Genomic DNA, 20,239 nt, shown 5'->3' on the forward strand with positions numbered 1-20,239 from the left:
TTATCGCCCAGGAAGATGTCGCTTACAGAGACAAGCTGGCGGATTACGGCAGAGAATTTACTAATTGATTTAAAAATGGCCTGTCCCCCTTTGGGTCTAGGCCATTTCCTTTTATTTATTCGCTTTATTGACTTTCAGCAATTTCCCTTTTACAGTCGTTTTCTTCATGACCTTTAAGACAAGCGGGCCTTTGCCGTTTAAGATATCAACATATGAGACATTGTCCTGTATCGTGATAATCCCGATATCGTCCGCTGTCACACCATCAATTTTGGCAATCGTTCCTACAAAATCAACCGCTCTGATTTTCTTTTTCTTTCCGCCGTTAAAATACAGCTTCATAATATCCTTATTTAGCTGCTCACTCTTATCCTTTTTAACCGTCGGCCGGTCATTCAATTTTTCAATAAATGCCGGTTTCTTTCTGGAGACTTCTTCCCTGGAAGGAGCCTCGGCTTGCGGAATTTCAAATCCGATATAGGCCTCAATTTCAGCTAAAAATCTCTTTTCATACGGCGTGACAAATGTGATCGCTTTTCCTTGGTTGCCTGCGCGTCCCGTTCTTCCCGTCCGATGCACATAACTTTCTTTCTCAAGAGGCAGATCATAGTTGATGACGTGGGTGATATTTTCAATGTCGATGCCTCTTGCTGCCACATCAGTCGCCGCTAAATATCTGAACTCGCCTCTTTTGAATTCGTTCATGACATCAAATCGGTCTTCCTGAACCATGCCGCCGTGAATCTTGTCGCAAGGGTAGTCCAAAGCATCCAATTCTTCAGACAGCTTGTCCACATTCTCTTTTGTCCGGCAGAATATGATACAGCTGTCCGGATTCTCTGTCACGAGAACGTCTTTGAGAAGGGAGAATTTATGTTCTTCTCTGACTTCAATAACCGAATGGTCAATATGTTTTGTGGTCAGGCCGGCGGCTTTGATTTCAATGTGCTCCGGGTTCTTCATGTACTTGCGTGAAAGCTGTTCTACGTCTTCAGGAAGTGTTGCTGAAAACAGCATGGTCATTCGGTCGCGCGGCAAATGCTTAATAATCGCCTCTACCTGCTCAATGAATCCCATATTCAGCATTTCATCGGCTTCATCAATCACCAGATACTTCAGACGTTCTAAAGGAAACGTTCCTTTTTCTATATGGTCCAGCACACGTCCCGGCGTCCCGACGACGATATGGGTTTTTTGCTTCAGTTCGGCTTTTTGTTTGTCAAAAGGGGACTTCCCAAAAACAGCCGCCGCCTTCATTCGCTTAAAACGGCCGATATTTGTGATATCCTCCTTCACTTGAACCGCGAGTTCACGGGTCGGCGTCAAGATCAGCGCCTGCGGCTTATTCTCGTCCCAATCCGCCATTTCACAAATCGGAATGCCAAACGCCGCCGTCTTCCCGCTTCCCGTCTGTGATTTCACGACAAGATCCTTTTTTTCAAGGGCTTGAGGCATTACCTTTTGTTGTACTTCTGTCGGGCTCATGTAGCCTAAGCCTTCCAACGCCCTTACAATTTCAGCGCTTAATGTATAGTCTTTAAAACTTATTTTACTCATTGATTAACTCCCTCTATGGTGCTTCTATGACACATATTTTCATTATACTCTAATTGGCTGAAGCGTATGTGTTTGATGTTAAAAGCTTGTTTTTTCCAGATAATCACAGAATTCAGTAATCACGCCTTCTGAATGTCTCGGATTCATATAAATCAGCCGTCTTCCGAGATGGGTTGTCCGATAGGTGTGTTCTAAAAAAGTCATCCCTTTTTCTTTCAGCTCGGAAATAGACTTGTCCAAATCAGGCACACGATAGGCGATGTGATGAACGCCTTTTCCTTTTTGCTTTAAAAAAGCGGCAATCGGACTGGATGGACTTGTCGGTGAAAGAAGCTCAATCACATCCTGTCCGGTCTTTATCACGGCGACATGTGTTTCTACACCTGGTGCCGGATTGGAATACCTATCTGTTAATTCGGCGCCGAGAATATCTGTGTAAAATGAGATGGCTCCGTCAAGATCTCTTACCGCAATTCCAATATGGTCAATATGCATGTTATCCCCCTGGCGATCTGTATTACTGTTTATTATAAAGGAGTTAGTGATATAAAATGCTGCTTTCTTTAAAAATGTAAAATGCGTTATTTTCCTTTATCAACTGACGCGGCAGGTTTGTGAAAAAACAATAGGGCCTCATAAATATATGAGTTATAATTGTACGATAAAAAAGTATTGCTAAAATGCCAAAGGGAAGTGTTTTACTGTGGAAAGCTTTTTACAGTCTGACTGTGACAATTGTTTTGGTTTATGTTGTGTCGCTTTGCCGTATGCAAAGTCTGCTGACTTTGCGTTTAATAAAGATGGCGGGGAACCATGCCGTAATTTGCTCTCAGATCATCAATGCAACATACATGACCAGCTAAGAGAAAAGGGTTTTCGCGGCTGTGTTTCCTATGAGTGCTTTGGAGCCGGCCAACATGTTTCACAACACATATATAACGGGGATGGCTGGCGTCATAATCCAAAACAAGCAAGTGAAATATTCGCTGTATATCCTATTGTCCAGCAATTGCATGAGATGCTCAGCTATCTCAGTCAAGCTTTAGATTTAAAAGAAACACAGTTGATCCAGACTGAAATAAAAAACATTTATCATAAAACGATAACGATGACAAATCTTCCTCCTAAAGAAATATTAGAGCTAGACATACCTTCGCATAGAGAAATTGTCAATAAAATACTCGTTATGACAAGTGAATTAGTCCGTAAAGACTTTATTCAGAATCAGCAAAATACAAAGACCCTAAAAGGACTAGATTATTTAGGGGCTAATTTAAAAGGTGTAAACCTGCAGGGTGCGAATTTAAGAGGCGTACTTTTCATAGCAACAAATCTAAGAAATGCCGATTTAAGGAAAGCTGATTTTATAGGTGCAGATTTACGAGATGCAGATTTAAGCGGCGCAAACTTAACTGGCGCTATATTTCTTACTCAGTCTCAAATCAATTCAGCAAAAGGCAATAGACAAACTAAACTGCCTTTTTATATAAATACCCCGGAGCATTGGCTGAGTTAATGACGCTAAAATCCGTTCACTCCTAGTTTTTTCAATTCCTGAGCAACAATGCGCGCAAGTTCACCGGCGCCTGCGCGGTTCGGATGCAGCGTATCTCCGTCCATATAAAGCGCGAGCGTTTTTTCCGGCCCTATGGATGTAAAATAAGAGGAGCTGAGAACGTTGAGATCAATCAGCGCTGTCTGTTCTTCTTTTGCCAACGCCAAAATAGACGCTCTGTACCACCTGTTTAAGGCGGTATGTTCACCTGCTGCGTTGAAATCAGTCGCTCTGCCCTGCGGTGCCGATAAAATGACCTCAGCCCCTTTTGCCTTCACCTGCCGCACCATGTCCCGCATGATTTCTTTAAATTCCGCTTCTGTTTCATTGTTTTTTGGATTCGTGTCATTAATGCCAAGCTGCAGAATAAAATAATCACCCGGTTTGATATATTTCAGAATGGCCTCTAATTGCCCGTTATCCCGAAAACCTCTGGCAAACTGACCGCCGGACGCCATATTCCTCACCTGAAAAGCATTCTTTTTCATGAATTGCGGCAGCATCTGCCCCCAGCCCGCCTGCTTGCTGCTGTTGAGCGGATAATAATTGCATACCGTCGAATCGCCGCCGACATAGATGGTTCGGTTCGTCACCGGCTGATCAGACAATTTTTTGATCTTCAGGGCGCTGAGCGTAAAATCCGTCCCCGCCTTGCCTTCAGTCACCAGCAGATTCAGCTGCCCATCGGTGACAGGGATTTGGAACGTATCCTCCGCGCCGTCTCCCGTCATATTGATGACCTGATACACACCCTCCGCTGCCACGCTTGCCCTCGCCGTATTGCCTAGCGTCACCTTCACCTCATAAAGGCCGTTCGGAAGATCAATATTAAACGTGTTGTCGCTTTTCGTCCCATACGCCAAAAATTGGACCGCATCACTTTTCACGCCAGTCCCGGATGCCGCCACATCCTTCATATGTTCCGGTGTTTGAAAACCGTAGCCCTTTGACGAGTTATAACGGTCAGACGCCTTTACACCAATGTAATCAGGCTCAACCGAACCGCTCCCAAAGTCAAACTGATACACCTTTTGCTCCGCTGCCTTTATACTTTCTATTTTGCCGAAACACAACATCAACATCATCACAAAACCCGCCGCTATCCATTTTTTCATTAAGAATCCCCCTACTTGAAAACGCATTCATTAATGCATACTCGGTGATTGTTTCTTTATGATGACTGAATTCAGAAAAAAATTGCATTGACAAAACAAAAGGAAGATTTTATTATATCAATAAGTGATATATCATTAATTGATATAAGAAATGAGGTGACCACTTGCCAAAGCAACGTCCGCAGGAAATGGATCAGCTCACCGATCCAGCCTATTATATTGTCTTAACATTGCTGGAGCCAAAACACGGATATTCGATCATGCAGGAGATTGAGGAAATGACCGATGACTCCTTTACGATCGGCCCAGCTACCTTATATACATTGTTAAAGAAATTATTGCAGGAAGAGATCATTGAGCTTGTCAACAACGACAACCCGCGCCGCAAAGTGTACCAGGCAACCCTGCACGGCCAAGAATTACTCAAAAAAGAAATTCAGCGCAGAAAGGTGATGGCTGAACACGGCGAACGCGCTTTTCAACAATTGAAAGGGGATTAATCATGAAACAGAAAAAATATATGATGTCCGAAGGCTTGGCTTTTTCAGAAGAAAAAGATATGAAGAAACTCAGTGATATGGCCAGCAAAGGCTGGGTGCTCGATTCATTTGCTTTTATGGGGTATAAGCTTAAAAAAGCTGCGCCGCGAAATCTGATCTACAGTATTGATTATCATGATGTTGGGGAAGAAAGCTTGGCGGATTACACCGAGATGTTTGAAGCGGCCGGATGGGAACGTGTTTGCTCTTCACAAGGCATGCATATCTTTTCGGCTGAGCCTGGGACTTCTCCGATATACAGTGATCAATCCACCATGAGTGAGAAATATAAAAGAAGCGAAAAAGACGTTCGAAACGTCACCTGCACCTTGAGTTTCCTGACTCTCTGGTCAATTGCACTCCATTATTTGACCGGATTAACAAATTGGGTTCCTTTGGCTTTTCTCATTTTGACTTTCCCGTTTCTCGTGACATATGCGGCAACAAAAGCAAGAACGCTTGGAAAGTGGGGAAAATCAGTGTGACTTCTTGTCACACTTGATTACATCCCATCCTCCGCAATAGAAACTCATTTGGTTCTCTTGATCATAAACATAATAACGGAGCCTTTCCCATTGATCGTCAGTCGGTGAAATGTCCAATTCAACCCATTCGACGGATTCAAGGTCGTCCAGTCTCGATGCACTGATGTCATCAAACCGTAAATGGATTTCACAGGTTTGAGCTGAGAGTTTTAATTCAAACACAGGAATTTGAATGTAACGATCATCTTCTTTCATATAGAAAGAAAACTCTTTTAATGTAAATGGACCTGTATCCGTGTGAGAAAGATGCTGTTTCATTTTCTCGTATTGTGTGATATTCATATGGATTCCTCCTACTTTTATGTTTCATCGCCAACCATATAGATCTCCGCAGCATCGAATTCAAACCACATGATCCGTTCGCCCGAGTCCGTCAGGCATTGGAGTTTCCCTTCGGAAAAATAGCTGTTATCTGGTTGAGGATCAGTGATCAGAAAAACATCATCATTGATAGAAGCTAACAGAAATAGAAAACCTGCAATGTCCCGGTCTGCTTCATGTAATACGCAGTGGAAATGGAATTTCCTTTTCGCCAGCTTCATTACCTTGTAAGCATGACCTTTGAAATACTCTGACAGGTCTTCTATAAATGAACCAGTTGTTATCACCTGTATCATGATTCGCTCATAGGCAAGCCCTTGCCAAAAACGATAAAAAGACTCAGCATCTTCAAGTTCGCATGACATAACGGTTTGGTCAGGCTTAAGCTCGATCATGTCCAAATTGCCGATACTGCTTATAGAGGTTTTTTCCATAAAATCCTCCTTATCAGTTGGTTAGCGCAGCGCAAATCTCTTGTCTGACTTGCTCATACAAGAGAATGTGATGATACAGATCGGTATCGTTTTTGATCATATCCGGCGGGATGTCAGGATACAGCTCAAAAAAGCTTTTCTCCAACGAATGCCGCTGATGCCGGGGCATCCTTTTATTCGCCAACACATAACCCAAACTGCCATCAACAAGCAAAAAAAACTCATATATTTCCGCTTCAAAGCCATACAATTCATCAGGATACGGCTGTTCTTCAAGCTCTCGCTGCCTCTTTTTCAGCTTTTGAAACATGCTGATTACCTCCCTCCGACACATGAACTCATCTATTTGGAAACAGGATAGGCGGATATTTATCTATCGCCTTCAATAACTCTTCACCAAACACAGTGATTGTACATTTCCAGGAATCACCCAAAAGCCACCAAGAAAAGCCCTGATGAAAAAAGAAATAATAGTCTCCATCTGGAAATATCGGAACAGGCCAATCGCCAAATTCATCCTTCGGCATTGCCTGATGAGGACTAAAGGTATGCTGCCAATCTAATGCGTATATCACATCCCGATTTCCAGTACATGATTGAAATGCTTTTAAAATCGAAGTCTCTAAATCATTCAGCACTCTGACCACCTCATCATTACTGGCTTTACTGCTCATCCCGCCCGATCCATATCAAACACTTGATATGGATCGGGCGGGATGATGTGATGAAATCTGCTTCCGGGCTTCCATTTTACAAGCTTGTTCACATGTGACCAGATTTGTTTTGTATGACTTAAAGCGTGGCAATTCATCATGATCTCATCCTTACATATCATGCTATTGGATATCCTGCTTATAAACACCAGAAGAGGTCACTGCGTAAACAGCGTTACTTGTCAGTTTCAGCTGTTGAAAGTCTAGGGCTTCACCGTTCGAGTCACAGCAAGTTATCTCTTCCATCTCTTGACTCACATCGGTAGAAATCAAATAAAGAGACGGCTTAAGGTCTGCTCTGTAACAGTTGACCGTCCCGATCCAAAGCTGTTGTTTTTCATCCAAAAGACAGCAGGAAACCCCTGAAGGCAGAGAAAATGCACTATTTTCTTTTCCGTCTGCTAAAAAAACCTTTACCTTCGGCTCATACGATTCGTAATAAACGAAAACATAGCCATTTGCACATTGTTGGAAGAGCTGAATATCGCTGCATGTAATCTGCTCTTTCTCTTTAAAATCCCGAACATCGCCAGTAGGATCAAAGATTGATATGGTAATATCACCTTTCACACCTTTTCCAATGTAAACACGTCCCTGTGCATCGGCATGGAAAAAACAATCTTGAGTGTCCGTATTGGTGATTTTATTCATGTTTAATTTTTTCATTGGTTATGCTCCTAGGTTTTTAAAAATTTGCATATCAAATGAACAAAAATTTAAAGGGTCACATTTATAAGCTGTTTATTATTTAACAGAAAAAGATTATGATGATGATCAATTCCTACACACTTATCTTTATATACAGCTACTTGGGCAAAACATAGATCTTCACCAGTATTTTCATTCAACATCTTATGTTCTGCAAAGCTTTGCATATCATCTGTCTTAACTGCTTTTTTTATATGATATAAGTCATCCCAAATGAATAGGTAAAGATACGAGCCGTTTTGGATACAGGAATGAAACTCTATTTCAGACTTATATTGTCCTAACATTTCTCCCGATAATTTCAGTTTTTGTAAATAGTCTTCTCCCATCGATCTGTAATGCAAATAGATGGCATCTTCACTTACAAAAGTAGAATAATATTGGTCAATCACATAAGAACTAATACCATCGGAGTTCAATTCATATTCCCCATTTTTTAAAATAAATTTATTAATTCCTCTTGAGCTTATTTCCTGATCAACGCATGAAAATATGCCCGTTTCATCATACCCGACCCATAGATTCTTATTTTGATCTATCATCATTGAATTAATGTATCGCCCCGCAAAAAAAGATTGATAGAATCCTTTGAGCGGACTCCACACATATATGTTAGGTTCAACGTTTCTTGTTCCATCCTCGTACTCTTTATCTATTAAAAACAAAAATGAATCATCAACTTTTTGTACATTTATAACTTGCTTTTTGGTTTGTACGCTATAGCTGTTTAAGAATCGGCCATCAGTGTTTGAATAAAGAGAAATATGATTGACGTATCCATGATCATTTCGTTCCTGCTGGGTCAATACAATGAATTCTGAATCACTCATTGATAATAATATTTTGCCTTTCTCTGTTACTCTGTGTAATCCTTTAAAAATTAAATCAGACATATATGCCACCTTTCAAAAAGCTATTCGACAAAATCTCTTAAATATTCCCTTTTGCAAGTCGACTATTTTAAAAAAGGAAGCTTCTTGATTTCCCATTATCAACGTTCCAATTCCAGATATCAGCAATTTATATTCACTTTCTAATAAAACAGCGGAAAAATCGCGAACGATCGCTTTCTTATTTTCCAACAACTCAAATATGGATAAAATAAAATGAATCATCGTCCATTTCTTGATACCTTCTCGGTGTTAGTTCAAGTTCAAGACAATCGTCTCTAATCTTGGCCATACTACCTCCTTGTTTTATATGAGGGTTATTATAATAAACCTTTATTTCCTTTTCATGCTGTTTGAAATCGTGATGCCATCGCCGTTTACATATTGTCCGGCCCCTGTTAATTCGTAAAAGGCTGACAACCTTTCTTATGTGAGGTGTTTATTTATGATTTGAATGATATGCATAAAACGATTGATCATCAATGCAAACTGTTTCAGCTTCTATCGCAATTAACATGCTGTTCATATTAATAAGAAAATTAGCGTTTGAATGATAGTGTTCATTTTTAGAATTCGAAAGATTTCCGACTCCTTCCGGGTGATAACTGAACTCAAATACTTGCCAATTATATTCTTCCGGAACAATTTTTTCTAATCTCATGTTACCAACATCTGCACTATAATAAGTAGATGCCACATTTTGGAATAATATCTTATGCGTATATTCACCTTCACCTTCAAAAACCTTGATATTAAGTGAGAGCTCTTTTTTAAACACATTAAAATCTAAATGAAGGACACTGCACCCCTCATCTATATAATCAACCCAATCATTAATTGTTTTGTACATTGTCATCTCCTACCTCGTTTTAATCAATAACGCCTTGCAACAAGCAGAAAAACTAATTACTCCGTATATTGTTTGATCCAATCATTTAAATCATCTGTTGAATGCAAATAAGCTTCAGAAGAATTTTTCAAATCAATCCCGCTTAGAAGGATTAACATATCCCAGACTCTATCGTCTTCTACCTCGGGATCATCAGTATAAATATAAGTGCCCGCCCAATCTGACACTTCTTCTCTTGTTGTTTGTCCATTTAAGACACTTTTGATTTTATTTGTGCATTCCATTAGCTTTGGCCCGCTCAATTTGATCACCACGTATTCAAGTATTAAATGATTTATTAATAGTATGCAAAGCACCGTACTGATTGTTAGATATTGAAGTTTTTTCCACAAAGGATACATTCCAAAAGAATTCCTCCTAGGAAAGCATCTACCAATAAACAAGCTCGCATCCGTATTCCGTGTGCAATATACATAAACCAAACTGACACTCGGGCTCAACCAAAATAAAACTATGATTGAGAAGCCATTCGTCGAACTCAATACATTCTAATAAGCCGTCAAGGTGCTCGAGACATTTTCCGAAGGTACAAACTAACGCACCAATTTCGTTGCTGTATTGATGAAACAGCAGAACGTCCCTGTCATCATAGGCAACATAGGACTGAGATGTTTTCAAGATCAGATGTTTCGCTTCCGTTTTTCCGAGAGCATCAACCTCACGGGTATTGGCTTGTATTGAATTTGATAAAACCAGCTCAAGCAACTGCTTACTTTTCGCCAGATCAGCAAAACGATAAGTGAAGCCTCTTTCTGCACAAGGGACTAGTTTTTCTTTGATTTCACTCTTCAACAAACGTCTTTTATTCTCGGCGAGTTTGTCGATTAATTTTTTTTGCACGGACCGCATTCCCTCCGCCGTCAATGTCTCAAGTTCTTTTAGATTGATTAATATTCTCTTGTTTTCTTCATCATTCATCATCCAGAATTGTTCTAAAAAAAGCTTGTATCGCTTATTGATACAAGCTTTATATTCTACTATTTAAAACTCACCCAGCGGGTTATCCTCAAAACGCTCCCACAGTTTTGGAAACCTTTCAGGCAAATCTTCTTCTTCCCAATCCAATCTCATCTGATTCGGCAGGCCCCTTTTGTTCAAGCGCATCTAAAAGCTCGTCGTGTACTTCATCATCCCATTCATCGTCGCCAGTCTTCATATATGTCAACGCCTCGATTGCCACTGACAGCAAGTCTTCATTTTGCGGATAGCCTTCCTCATCAATCGTTTCCTCCGTGATGTATGCTGCCAAATACTCGTGATCATGCAGCACTTCTTCGAATGTCTCTTTGCCCTGGGCAATCAGCCATCCGTGGAAATAATCAAATGTATCGTCCGAGCAACCGTCCATTAAGATATGCTGCAGCCCATAGTGAGGACAGATAGCTTTTTTGCATGAATGTCTGAAGCATAAATTCAAAATCAACGATCTCATTGATATCTTTTTTCAATAATGCATCACGCAGCCACTCATTAGGTTCTTCCTGGCTGCCAGCATGGTCAATAAGCTGGCAAAAAGATGTTTCATTCATTTGGTTTTTCCCTCTCTGATATCCCTCTTATAGATCCCCGAATCTGATATTGCATAAATAGCATTACTTGTCAGTTTCAGCTGTTGTATCGACAGCTCTCGCCCGTCTGGATCACAGCACTTCACCTCTTGCACCGGCAGACTGACATCAGCCGGGATGAGGGACAGTGAATGCTCATCTCTGCATACCCAAAACCCATCATTTGAAATGGCAAGCTGGTCATATACCCCAGAATAATCTTTATCAGAAATAATCCACACTCGTTTCACGTCCATCTCATCAAACGCAGCAATGACTGTATAAGAGTAATACAGCATGTAGATCAGTCCATCTTTTTCTGCAAGTGCATAGCAGTCATCTACCACGGGCGCATATATTTCTGAAAGCTGTTGATCAATGTGAGTTTCCTTTAGTTGTCCGTCTAAAGTGAAGCACAGCACACTTTTTCCATTGGTGTTTTCATCACCATAAATTCCTTCATCACTTAAACCCACCCAAAGGTTTTGTTTCTCATCCAAAAGACAGCAGGAAACTCCAGAAGGCAAGTGAAAAACACTTTTCTCCCTTCCCTCTTCTAAAAAAACCTTTACTTTCGGCTCATACGATTCGTAATAAACGAAGACATAGCAATTTACACATTGTTGAAAGAGCAGAAAATCACTGTATGCAATCTGTTCTTTCACTTTAAAATCCCGAACACCACCAGAAGGATCATAGATTGAAATGGTGTGATCACCTTTCACCCCTTTTCCGATGTATACACGTCCCTGTGCATCGACATGGAAAAAATAATCTTGGGTGTTCATATTGATGATTTTATTAAATTGTAATTTTTTCATTGGTTATGCTCCCAAGTTAGAAAGGATGTGATATGTTTTGTTACTCATTAACCTTATACGCAAAAAATTGTTTTGAATCAAAAGAAACAGTCTCAGCCTCTACAGCTATCAATCTTCTGTTTATGTCAATGAGAAAATTAGCATTGGATTGATACTCTGGTATTATAGGATTTGATAGGTTTCCGATTCCTTCCGGGTGATAACTAATCTCGAAAATTTGCCAATTGAACTCCTCCGGTACAATCTTTTCCAATCTGATATCATCATCACCTCCATTAAAATAAACAGAAGCTACATTTTGAAATATAATATTATTCGAATATTCAGCTTTATTTTGAACAACTTGAATATCAAGTAAGAGTTCTTTTTTAAAGAACTGATAATCGACCTTTAAAACATTGCAACCCCCGTCAATGTAATCTATCCATTGTTCAATTGTTTTGTACATTCTTCCTCTCCTGACTAATCTCTGTTTATATACCAACAAATCCTTATATAAAAGGGGCTTGATGATAATCATAAATTCTCCAAATTTAAAAAAAGCAAGCCTGTACTTAATTAATCAGTACAGGCTATATTGTTCACACCTTTATTTATACATATAAAAATCAATAAATTTAGTAAGTTTATTTCTAAATGATGTGATTTCCTCATTATAGAGTTGCAACTCTTTGAAAATTTCCTCCTCATAGTCAATTTCAAAATATATAAATTTCATTGTTAAATGGTTATGTTGATTATTAATAGTTAATCTAAGTCTTCCATCCAAAGAAACTAATTCTTTTTTTGAAGTGCTATAGATAAATTCCAGCCAATCTTTGAAGAACCTAAGATTTAACTCAATTTCCTTTATCTCAACTAAAAGGTTTTCTTCTGATATTGTTAAGCAACTTATAAAATGGTATCCTCCATCAAATTCATCTGATTGATCGACCTGTAAAATTCTAAATTCAATTTTAGAAAAATTATTATTGGTAGTGAGACTGTTCAATATATCCCTCCTTAAAAAACAGATAGAAAGTCGTTAATATTATTTTTTAATAGATTTACCAAATAAGAATCCGCCTTTTGTTTAAAATTAAGAACAGATAACCTATTACCTAGAATCCCTTCTAAAATGATTTCGATTTCAAAAGATTCATTCAAATCTTTAACTGAAATTGTAAAGTTTTCTTTTTCATCTTTTAAAATACAATTATTAATCTTCCCATTTAATAACTCCACTAGATCATTTTCAAATATTTTCAAAACAAATTGAGTGTAACAAATATTTTCAAGGAGTAAACATATATTTAGAGAGTTATATTTTATTTCGCAGATAAATTTGGTATTTTCCCTCTTTTCATTAAAATCTTTTAATTCAATAGAGAGTTTGTAAGGCTCCATCTCGATTAAAAGCAAATTCAAAATAACAATCCCCTTCACCTTTTCTTTTTATAGTAGTCTTGATAATGATAATGTCTTACTCTCTTGGTTCTCTTATTGTAAACGACTTTAAAACTATATTTTTTACCATTCTTATACATCGTCGAATAATAAGCACTATACCCTCTAGCACCATCTCGTTTTCTTTTTCCATATACAATAGTACTAGCTATATGATGCCTAGGAACATATCTATTATTTTTAGCATGTTTATATGCAGTGGAATCATATTTAAATTTCTTCGCTATTCTTTTAGTTTTCTTTGCCCTATATATATTTCTTATACTCCTGTAGGCTCTTTTGGCAAGTTTGAATCTACCTCCACCTACAAAACCGAATGCTGCAGCTTTAGCAACACCTCGCCAGCCCTTTCCAGACTTATATGCTTTATAAGCATCATAAGCCGCAAATCCAGCATTAATCGCAAGCCAAACCCAATGCCCGTCCGGATCAACATTCATCACCGGGTTATTATTTCCATAAGCATACCCATTCTGATCCAATGAATCTCCGTCGCTGCCCGGGTCTGGGTCAAGTGATAGGAACACGCCGTTTCTTGGCTCGTAGTAGCGTGCCATGAGATAGTACAGGCCGGTTTCTTCGTCGTATTGGTAGCCTGCGTAGCGGTAGCGGTTGTCTTTTACTTCATCGTTTGCTTCGGTTTTTGTTGGATTTCCCCATGCGTCGTATTGATATTTGGCAACGGTTTTTCCAGTGCTGTCTGATATCGCGATGACGTCACCGTGTGCGTTGTAGTGATAGAAATATTTCTTGCCATTCTCTGTGTAGGATAACAGTTGGCCGCTGTCACCGTACGTGTATGATTTTGTGACCTTGTTGTCTGCGTCAGTTTCATACAAGACATTCAGGCTGTCTCCGTCGTAGAAGTAGTTCGTGACTTTTCCGTTGACGGTTTTTTGGATTCTGTTTCCTTTTTCGTCATACTTATATGTCGCGAACGGCTTGTCTTCGCCTTTTTTTGTAACGGCGGTCAGGTTATCTTCCGCATCCCACGTATATGTGAATTTGCCATCAGATGTGCGGTTGCCGTTTTTATCGTAAGACATGCTTTCATCATTGACTTTTGTCAGCTGGTTCATGATGTTAAAGGAAGCGTTCACCGTTTTGCTTGATCCGTCTTTTACAGTTGTAACGGTTTTCCGGTTCCCGAATCCATCATATGTGTATTCAATGACAGTACCGTCTTCATGGGTTTCTTTGACAAGCTGGTTCAGCTTTCCATACTCATATTGCACCTTGCCGCTTGCTGAGCTATTTATCGTTGTACGATTGCCGTTTGCATCGTATTCATAGCTTTCCGTCAGAATGCTTCCGCCGTTTTTGTCGCCGATATGCAGCGAGCTTACAAGGTTTCTTTCGTCATATGAAAAACTTGTTCCGCCGCCGTTGCCCGTAATAAAGGTTTGGACATTGCCATTTTCATCATAATCAAATGAATATGAAGATGTACTGTCTTTCATCTCAATCATTTGATCCAGTTTGTTATACGTAAATTGATTCGTTCCTTTTTGGTCCCCATGAGTCCACGAGAAGGTTTTCAGCTTATCGGAGTCACTAGGATATGTCCAAGTTTGGCTGCCGCCGCGGTCTGTCAGTTCGGTTAAGCGGTTTTTGTTGTCAAATGTCCGTTTCTTTGTGGTGTTCTGCTCTTTATTGATGACCGACGTTTCATTTCCATTTTTGTCATACGTGAAATTGTATTTTTCTGTACCGTTATACGATTTTGATTTCACCCGGTCTGTTCCATCATAAGAAAGAGACACTTCGTTGCCATTCGGTGAAATGGTTTTGGTCAGATTGCTGTTGGCATCATATTCACTTGCTAGCACATTGCCCAGAGGGTCAGTTGTTTTGACAAGCTTGCCCATGACATCATATTCGTATTGATAGGTTTGATCTGCTCCCGCCCGAATGGTTTTGCTTACCTCATTGCCTTCCTTATCATAGCTGTGAAGGATAGACGTGCCGTTGGAGAGCGTCATGTTTGTCAATTGGTCTGCCTGATCATACGTATAGGTTGTTTTTTCACCTTTTGCATCCGTTTCAGCCGTTTTCTTACCAGTTTCATCGTAATCAGTCGAAGTGGAGAAACCTAGTTCGTCCTCTTCCTTGGTCACATAGTTTCCATTGCTGTCATACGTGCTTTTTGTTAGAAGGCTTCCTTCAATCAGACGGATATCATCAAACCACGCTGTTCCTGTCGCGCTCTTTTGGAACAGTATGCTGATATCGACTTTATTAATCGGCTTTGTTTTTGGTATAACAACAGCTGCGCGGTTCCATTCCTGTGTTCCAGAAGGGAATTTCGCATTGTATACGCCTGTGCTGCCGTCCGCATAAGTGACATTAGCCTGCAAAGAATAGTCTTTTTCATCTGTGAACTTGACACTGCTTGCTTTCGACATGCCTGTCAGTGTGAGATAAACCGGTTTGTCGTTTGCGCTTTGCCCTAAGACAACGGTTTGTTTTGTTACTGATCCGGCTTGGGACGCACTGGTCCGGGCAGTTTTTAATGATACTTCATCATTAAAGCCTTCATCAGAATCAACGGATGCCCCGCTTGCGCTCCAGTTTTCCGTTGCTGATGTGAAACTGCTGTTTTGAACTGGGTTATAGCTTGACGATACTTCGCCTTTTTCCAGCTGAACTTCATCAAACCATGCTTTTCCTTTGCCATCTTTATCTTTATGATCCACTTCCATATACACAACAGCTTTTCCTGCATTCGCAGGAGTCGTAAAAGTGATTTGCCGTTTTGTCCAGTCATTTTTTCCTGCTAATGCACTGTATTCATTGTGAATCCATTGAATGCGTTTTTGATCTTTGTCTCGCAAATCAATGTTAAAGTAGGCTCTTGATTTCGCTAGATCTGTTTTGACTTTCCCGCTTAATGTATAGGTTGTATTCGGCTCCAGCTCAACTGTTTGTGTTGCTGACGAATATCCGTGATCTGTTCCGGCAGACGTTGATTGGCTCAAGACTTCCAATGCCTTTGATCCGGAAAGAACCCCGCTTTTATCGGCGATGACTGAGATTTTGCCGCTGTCTTTAGATGCGGTCAGATTCCAGCCGGATTTTTGTGCTTCAAAGCTTCCATCATTCAGGATATTGGTTGAGGCTGATAAATCTTTGCTGGATTGAATCTGATTTCCGTATTTATCATAAACAGCTGCTGAAGATGATTTTCCGCTCTGATCGGTTTCGGATACAGCATCCAGTCCGTCATAGGCAATATCCGTGACATTCCCCTCAGTATCCTTCATCTTTGTAACATCGTTGTTTTTGTTGTATTCGTATGTCTCAGTTCCATATGCGTCTTTAACCGACGTAACGTTGCCGTCTTTGTCATATTGATAGCTTTCCGTTGCTTTTCCGGTGCCGACGTCGTTTGGATCTACATCTTCTATGACATTGTTGCCTTCGTATTTTGTATTCGTTGTAATTTTTAACCCTTCCGCATCATCAATGACCTGAATCGGATTTCCGGCTTCATTATAGCCGTACTGTACTTTCCGGCCATTTGGCTGTGTCATGAGAAGCGTCTTTTTATCAGCATCATAGCTATAGACATATGTTTCTTTTTTAGCGTTGATCGCTTTATCGAGACGGTGCCCGCTATACTGATATTCGGTAAAGACAGGCTTTGCTTCGGTACTGTTGGCTGAATACTGTTTGACAAGGCGTCCTTCGCCATCATAGTCATAGCTTGTGACAGTCCCATCTGTATCCGTGACTTTCTTCAGCAAATCATTTTCATATGAGTAGGTTACTTTCTTATTCTTAGGTCCGGTGATGGAAGTCACATGGCCATTTTCATCATATGTGAATGTGAGCTTGCGGCCTGATGCATCTGTAATGGCTGTCAGTTGATTCTTGTCATTATAAGTGTAGACGGTTGCATTGTTATGGCCATCCACTACCTTTTGAAGCTTGCCGCCTTTTTTATTGAAATAAGCGTTTGTTTGGTCCTTTGTTTTTAATATGAACTGATCAGTTGTTTCTGTTAATTCAAGATAGACACCGGTCGGCGGCTGATACGTGCCATCGGCTTTTTTAGTAAAGCGATGTGTAGTAGCGTCTTCATCAATATACATTGCCCCGCCGTCCGTCGAGATGACAGATGTTTCTGCATCAGCATACCAGCCTTGTCCAAATAAGTGATCGGAGCTGTCAAGACTGTTGTAGGTTCTCGATAAGCCAAGCCCCGGCCCGCGCCCGTCAATTGACAGATCTTCTTCATTCACAATGACATTTCCTGTCGCACCATTTAACTGGCCGCTTGGGATATCAATGATAGACCAGTATTCTTCTGTTCCAAGGAATTCTGCGCCTTCATGGAACGTTGGGTTAAAGGGTGCTGTCGGGATCGTTTCACCATTCGCATCATAGGCGGAAAGAGTGAAGGAATAATTCTTCTTCCCTTTGTAATTTCCATTTGCATTGTTATAGACAGGTGACGGGTCAAGTGCCAATTCACGGCCTTTTCCGTCTGTATGCAGCTTGTAGCTTCCGGCTTTTATTTCCTCAGAAGTCGGCCAAATGTTTTTATTTTGGGTTGTCCAATGATCCACGTTACCAACATCATAGGACTGATATTCTTTGCCGTTATAGATATTAATTTTATAGCCTTTCGCATTTTGAACCTTTTCCCATATCAAATTCACATAACCGGTTTGGCTTGATTTTGTGTTTGTATACACATAACCCGATAAGTTCTTTGGTTTAGCGATATCAGGAAGTGTCGGGTTGGCAGCCGGTGATGCAATGGCTTCGCCGTCTTTGTTATAGGCGATCAATTTAAACGAGTAATTTTTTTTGACTCCGTCTCCTCCGGCGTTTTTATAGGTTGGTCCAGGATTGATCGGCAGCTCTGCTCCATTTCCGTCCTTTAGGTGGAGAGCATATTTTCCCGCTTTAATTTCTGCACTTGTCGGCCAGATCTTTTTTCCCTTGGTGGTCCAAGACGTCTGATTTCCGAGATCAAGTGTCTCAAAGCCTTTCCCATTGAACACCTGAACTTTATAGCCGGTTGCACCTGATACAGCTTTCCAAGAAAGATCGAAGTATCCTGTGGCATTCCCATTATTAAAGCCCTTTGTTGACGGTGCTTGTGCTTTTCCTACATTAGGGATAACAGGCTTTGCCGGTGCGGACATCGCTCCTTCTCCCTGATCAAAGATCGCGCTGACCCCGATCCAATAGTTTTTGCTTGTGGCATAGCTTCCGCCGGAGTTCTTATACACTGGAGATGGATCTAGCGCTAATTCAGTTCCGCCTTTTCCATCAAGGTGAAGCTTGTACTTACCGGATGAAATTTCTGCACTTGTCGGCCAAATGTTTTTCCCTTTTGTGCTCCAGGATGTCGTGTTGCCGACTGAGATCGCTTGATATTCTTTCCCATTATAAATCCATACCTTATAGCCTTTTGCACCCTCGGCCTTTTTCCAGCTGATATTGAAAAAACCAGTGCCGTTCCCGTTATTGTATGCTTTAACAGCAGGTGTGCTCGCCTTCGGGATGGTGTATGTCACTTCAATATAAGGCTTATTGTTTGTGTTCGCTGAGGAAATCAGTTTTTTCCAGTATTCCTTACCATTTCCGTTTGCATGAAGCTTAAATCCATAGTTGGACCCGCCGGAGTTCCATGACTTGACAGCGGCGGTCACATCGTAACTCGCCCACTGTCCTTTATGGACGTCGGCTTTTCCGATATTTTTAGATGCGGGTTTCGTGTTCCAAGTTACTTTTGCATTATCATAATCGCTATTGACTGTATCCAGCCAAAGACCGGTTGCCTTTGTTCCATAATAGGAATGGGCGACGTATGTTTTTAATGTAGCTTTGCTGACTGTCATATTTTGAATTGGTTTTAAATTATTAAATTTCATGAACGCATAGTTTGTGCCTGTTGTTTTGTCGTAATAACCCGTTTTCAGTACATAGGCCTTCAGATTAGCATCCCATTTCTGTGAAGATGCCGAATAGTTGGTCGTCGGGTAGGCACTCATGACAAACGTATCTGATGAAACAGATAGAGAAGTTGATGGATCAATTGAGACCGGATATACCCGTTCAGGATCTTTAAGCCAATTCTCGTCCGCTGTCAGATGAAGCAAGTATCCTTCATCATTTTTCTCCAGTTTGTAACTGACGTTATCTGAACGGCTAACCTCACCGGATCGTTCATCAAGTTTCGAATCTGTCATAAAGGGTTTAGGTACATAGAAAATGATTTTCCCCTTTTCATCAGTAAACTCAATGGAGCCGTCTTCTTGTTCTTTTGCTTTTAAATCGGTTTTCAATTGAAAAGTAAACGTGTTATATCCTTCATATTTATGAAGCACAAGATCTTCTTTAATATTTTCATTGAATGTGAATGTTTGTAAGTCAATGTTCGGATAAACATTCGGGTACGTAAGCTCATTGCTTTCTGTTTTCACATTTGCTGAGGTATCTGTCGGAGAAACTGAAGGTTGTTTTTGGCCTTTGGCTTCTTTCAATGAGTATGTAACCTTATGATCATCATATTCAAAAGTGGCATACAGCCCATTTTTCATTTGTTTTAGAAAATTCGAATCCAGAACAGTATTTTCCGTCTCTACTTTTTTATTGGAATCGGCTTTCAATTCAGGCGAAACGTCTTCCCAGTCGGCATCCGGAGTGTCTTTAGTATGAATAGAATCTAAATAGACTTCCTGTTTGTAGACGCCGTCCCCTTCATAAAAAAGTTTTGTATTTTCAGTTCTTTCGGATGGAATCTCGCCATCTTTGTTGATCTCATTCTTATCAAATGGCAGCGGTTCTTCCGTTTGTTCTGGTAGAGTTGATTCTTCCGGATCTGCTGTTGGCACAGTATTTGTATTTTCTGCCGCAAAAACATTCACCGGCATCATCGAAATGAGCAACGATGCTGTCAGGACGCTTGCTATCCAGCTTTTCCACTTACTTTTTCCTGCTTTCATGTCTTCTCCCCTTCTCTTTGTAATATCAACTTCATAATAGTAATATTATTGAAATATTTATTCAATATTCTTCTATTTATTTAAGGTTAATTTAAAGAAAGGGGGTTATTAGACCTATATTCATTAATATCATTCTTTATTGAAACCTGCAGTTCTCACAAAAAAACCGACACCCC

Annotated in this window: 17 protein-coding genes and 5 pseudogenes; 3 read left to right on the plus strand and 19 right to left on the minus strand. The window is 40.2% G+C overall.

Annotation, left to right across the window (positions count from 1 at the left end; translation table 11 throughout):
• Positions 1-111 precede the first annotated feature (111 nt).
• Together AAHT65_RS05370 and mce are read right to left on the minus strand one after the other, a co-directional pair.
• A complete protein-coding gene (locus AAHT65_RS05370) occupies positions 112-1,557 on the minus strand; it encodes a DEAD/DEAH box helicase (RefSeq protein ID WP_061668989.1) in 1,446 nt (481 codons plus the stop codon).
• 78 nt (positions 1,558-1,635) lie between these two features.
• Positions 1,636-2,052, minus strand: coding sequence for a methylmalonyl-CoA epimerase (mce, locus tag AAHT65_RS05375; RefSeq protein WP_010790387.1), 417 nt, complete (start codon positions 2,050-2,052; stop codon positions 1,636-1,638).
• A gap of 208 nt (positions 2,053-2,260) precedes the next feature.
• Here mce and AAHT65_RS05380 point away from each other — a divergent pair, with 208 nt between their 5' ends.
• Positions 2,261-3,073: a pentapeptide repeat-containing protein gene (locus AAHT65_RS05380; RefSeq protein WP_151290030.1), complete on the plus strand. Its 813-nt coding sequence runs from the start codon at positions 2,261-2,263 to the stop codon at positions 3,071-3,073.
• Between the two features lie 5 nt (positions 3,074-3,078).
• Here AAHT65_RS05380 and AAHT65_RS05385 read toward each other — a convergent pair whose 3' ends face one another.
• Positions 3,079-4,227, minus strand: a complete 1,149-nt coding sequence (locus AAHT65_RS05385; RefSeq protein ID WP_343311093.1) for a rhamnogalacturonan acetylesterase — start codon at positions 4,225-4,227, stop codon at positions 3,079-3,081.
• Positions 4,228-4,391: 164 nt separating this feature from the next.
• Here AAHT65_RS05385 and AAHT65_RS05390 point away from each other — a divergent pair, with 164 nt between their 5' ends.
• Together AAHT65_RS05390 and AAHT65_RS05395 are read left to right on the plus strand one after the other, a co-directional pair.
• Complete coding sequence (locus AAHT65_RS05390) at positions 4,392-4,727, plus strand: PadR family transcriptional regulator (RefSeq protein ID WP_268512987.1); 336 nt, start codon at positions 4,392-4,394, stop codon at positions 4,725-4,727.
• A 2-nt stretch (positions 4,728-4,729) separates the two neighbouring features.
• Positions 4,730-5,251 carry a DUF2812 domain-containing protein gene (locus AAHT65_RS05395; protein WP_343311094.1) on the plus strand — a complete coding sequence of 174 codons (522 nt, stop codon included), beginning with the start codon at positions 4,730-4,732 and terminating at the stop codon, positions 5,249-5,251.
• Between the two features lie 213 nt (positions 5,252-5,464).
• Here the strand turns inward: AAHT65_RS05395 and AAHT65_RS05400 are convergent.
• From AAHT65_RS05400 to AAHT65_RS05480, 16 genes and pseudogenes are all read right to left on the minus strand, one after another.
• Positions 5,465-5,593 (minus strand): annotated as a pseudogene (locus tag AAHT65_RS05400) (hypothetical protein); the annotation flags it as partial.
• Between the two features lie 17 nt (positions 5,594-5,610).
• Complete coding sequence (locus tag AAHT65_RS05405; RefSeq protein ID WP_088118280.1) at positions 5,611-6,066, minus strand: hypothetical protein; 456 nt, start codon at positions 6,064-6,066, stop codon at positions 5,611-5,613.
• A 13-nt stretch (positions 6,067-6,079) separates the two neighbouring features.
• A complete protein-coding gene (locus AAHT65_RS05410) occupies positions 6,080-6,376 on the minus strand; it encodes a YxiJ family protein (RefSeq protein WP_343311095.1) in 297 nt (98 codons plus the stop codon).
• 28 nt (positions 6,377-6,404) lie between these two features.
• Positions 6,405-6,880, minus strand: a pseudogene (locus tag AAHT65_RS05415) (DUF2716 domain-containing protein).
• 22 nt (positions 6,881-6,902) lie between these two features.
• Entirely contained in the window at positions 6,903-7,445 is a 543-nt protein-coding gene (locus AAHT65_RS05420) for a hypothetical protein (RefSeq protein ID WP_088118282.1), read from the minus strand.
• Between the two features lie 50 nt (positions 7,446-7,495).
• On the minus strand, positions 7,496-8,380 hold the full coding sequence (locus AAHT65_RS05425) for a hypothetical protein (protein ID WP_088118283.1): 885 nt from the start codon (positions 8,378-8,380) through the stop codon (positions 7,496-7,498).
• An 84-nt stretch (positions 8,381-8,464) separates the two neighbouring features.
• Positions 8,465-8,669: pseudogene (locus AAHT65_RS05430) on the minus strand (hypothetical protein); the annotation flags it as partial.
• 147 nt (positions 8,670-8,816) lie between these two features.
• Positions 8,817-9,233 (minus strand): YxiG family protein, encoded by a 417-nt coding sequence (locus AAHT65_RS05435; protein WP_088118284.1) that lies wholly within the window; start codon positions 9,231-9,233, stop codon positions 8,817-8,819.
• Between the two features lie 50 nt (positions 9,234-9,283).
• Positions 9,284-9,628, minus strand: coding sequence for a hypothetical protein (locus AAHT65_RS05440; protein WP_088118285.1), 345 nt, complete (start codon positions 9,626-9,628; stop codon positions 9,284-9,286).
• A 28-nt stretch (positions 9,629-9,656) separates the two neighbouring features.
• Positions 9,657-10,127, minus strand: coding sequence for a YxiF family protein (locus AAHT65_RS05445; protein WP_088118533.1), 471 nt, complete (start codon positions 10,125-10,127; stop codon positions 9,657-9,659).
• 196 nt (positions 10,128-10,323) lie between these two features.
• Positions 10,324-10,816, minus strand: a pseudogene (locus tag AAHT65_RS21590) (DUF4240 domain-containing protein).
• A 512-nt stretch (positions 10,817-11,328) separates the two neighbouring features.
• A pseudogene (locus AAHT65_RS05460) lies at positions 11,329-11,655 on the minus strand (DNA-binding protein); the annotation flags it as partial.
• Positions 11,656-11,695: 40 nt separating this feature from the next.
• Positions 11,696-12,103, minus strand: coding sequence for a YxiG family protein (locus AAHT65_RS05465; protein ID WP_088118287.1), 408 nt, complete (start codon positions 12,101-12,103; stop codon positions 11,696-11,698).
• Positions 12,104-12,244: 141 nt separating this feature from the next.
• Positions 12,245-12,646, minus strand: coding sequence for a hypothetical protein (locus AAHT65_RS05470; protein ID WP_088118288.1), 402 nt, complete (start codon positions 12,644-12,646; stop codon positions 12,245-12,247).
• 11 nt (positions 12,647-12,657) lie between these two features.
• Positions 12,658-13,062 (minus strand): hypothetical protein, encoded by a 405-nt coding sequence (locus tag AAHT65_RS05475; protein WP_088118289.1) that lies wholly within the window; start codon positions 13,060-13,062, stop codon positions 12,658-12,660.
• Positions 13,063-13,076: 14 nt separating this feature from the next.
• The gene (locus tag AAHT65_RS05480) at positions 13,077-20,063 is read right to left on the minus strand and encodes a DNRLRE domain-containing protein (RefSeq protein ID WP_343311097.1); all 6,987 of its coding nucleotides are present in this window, start codon (positions 20,061-20,063) and stop codon (positions 13,077-13,079) included.
• Between the last annotated feature and the right edge of the window lie 176 nt (positions 20,064-20,239).

The sequence above is a fragment of the Bacillus atrophaeus genome, from assembly GCF_039519175.1.
GTDB classification, from domain to species: domain Bacteria; phylum Bacillota; class Bacilli; order Bacillales; family Bacillaceae; genus Bacillus; species Bacillus atrophaeus.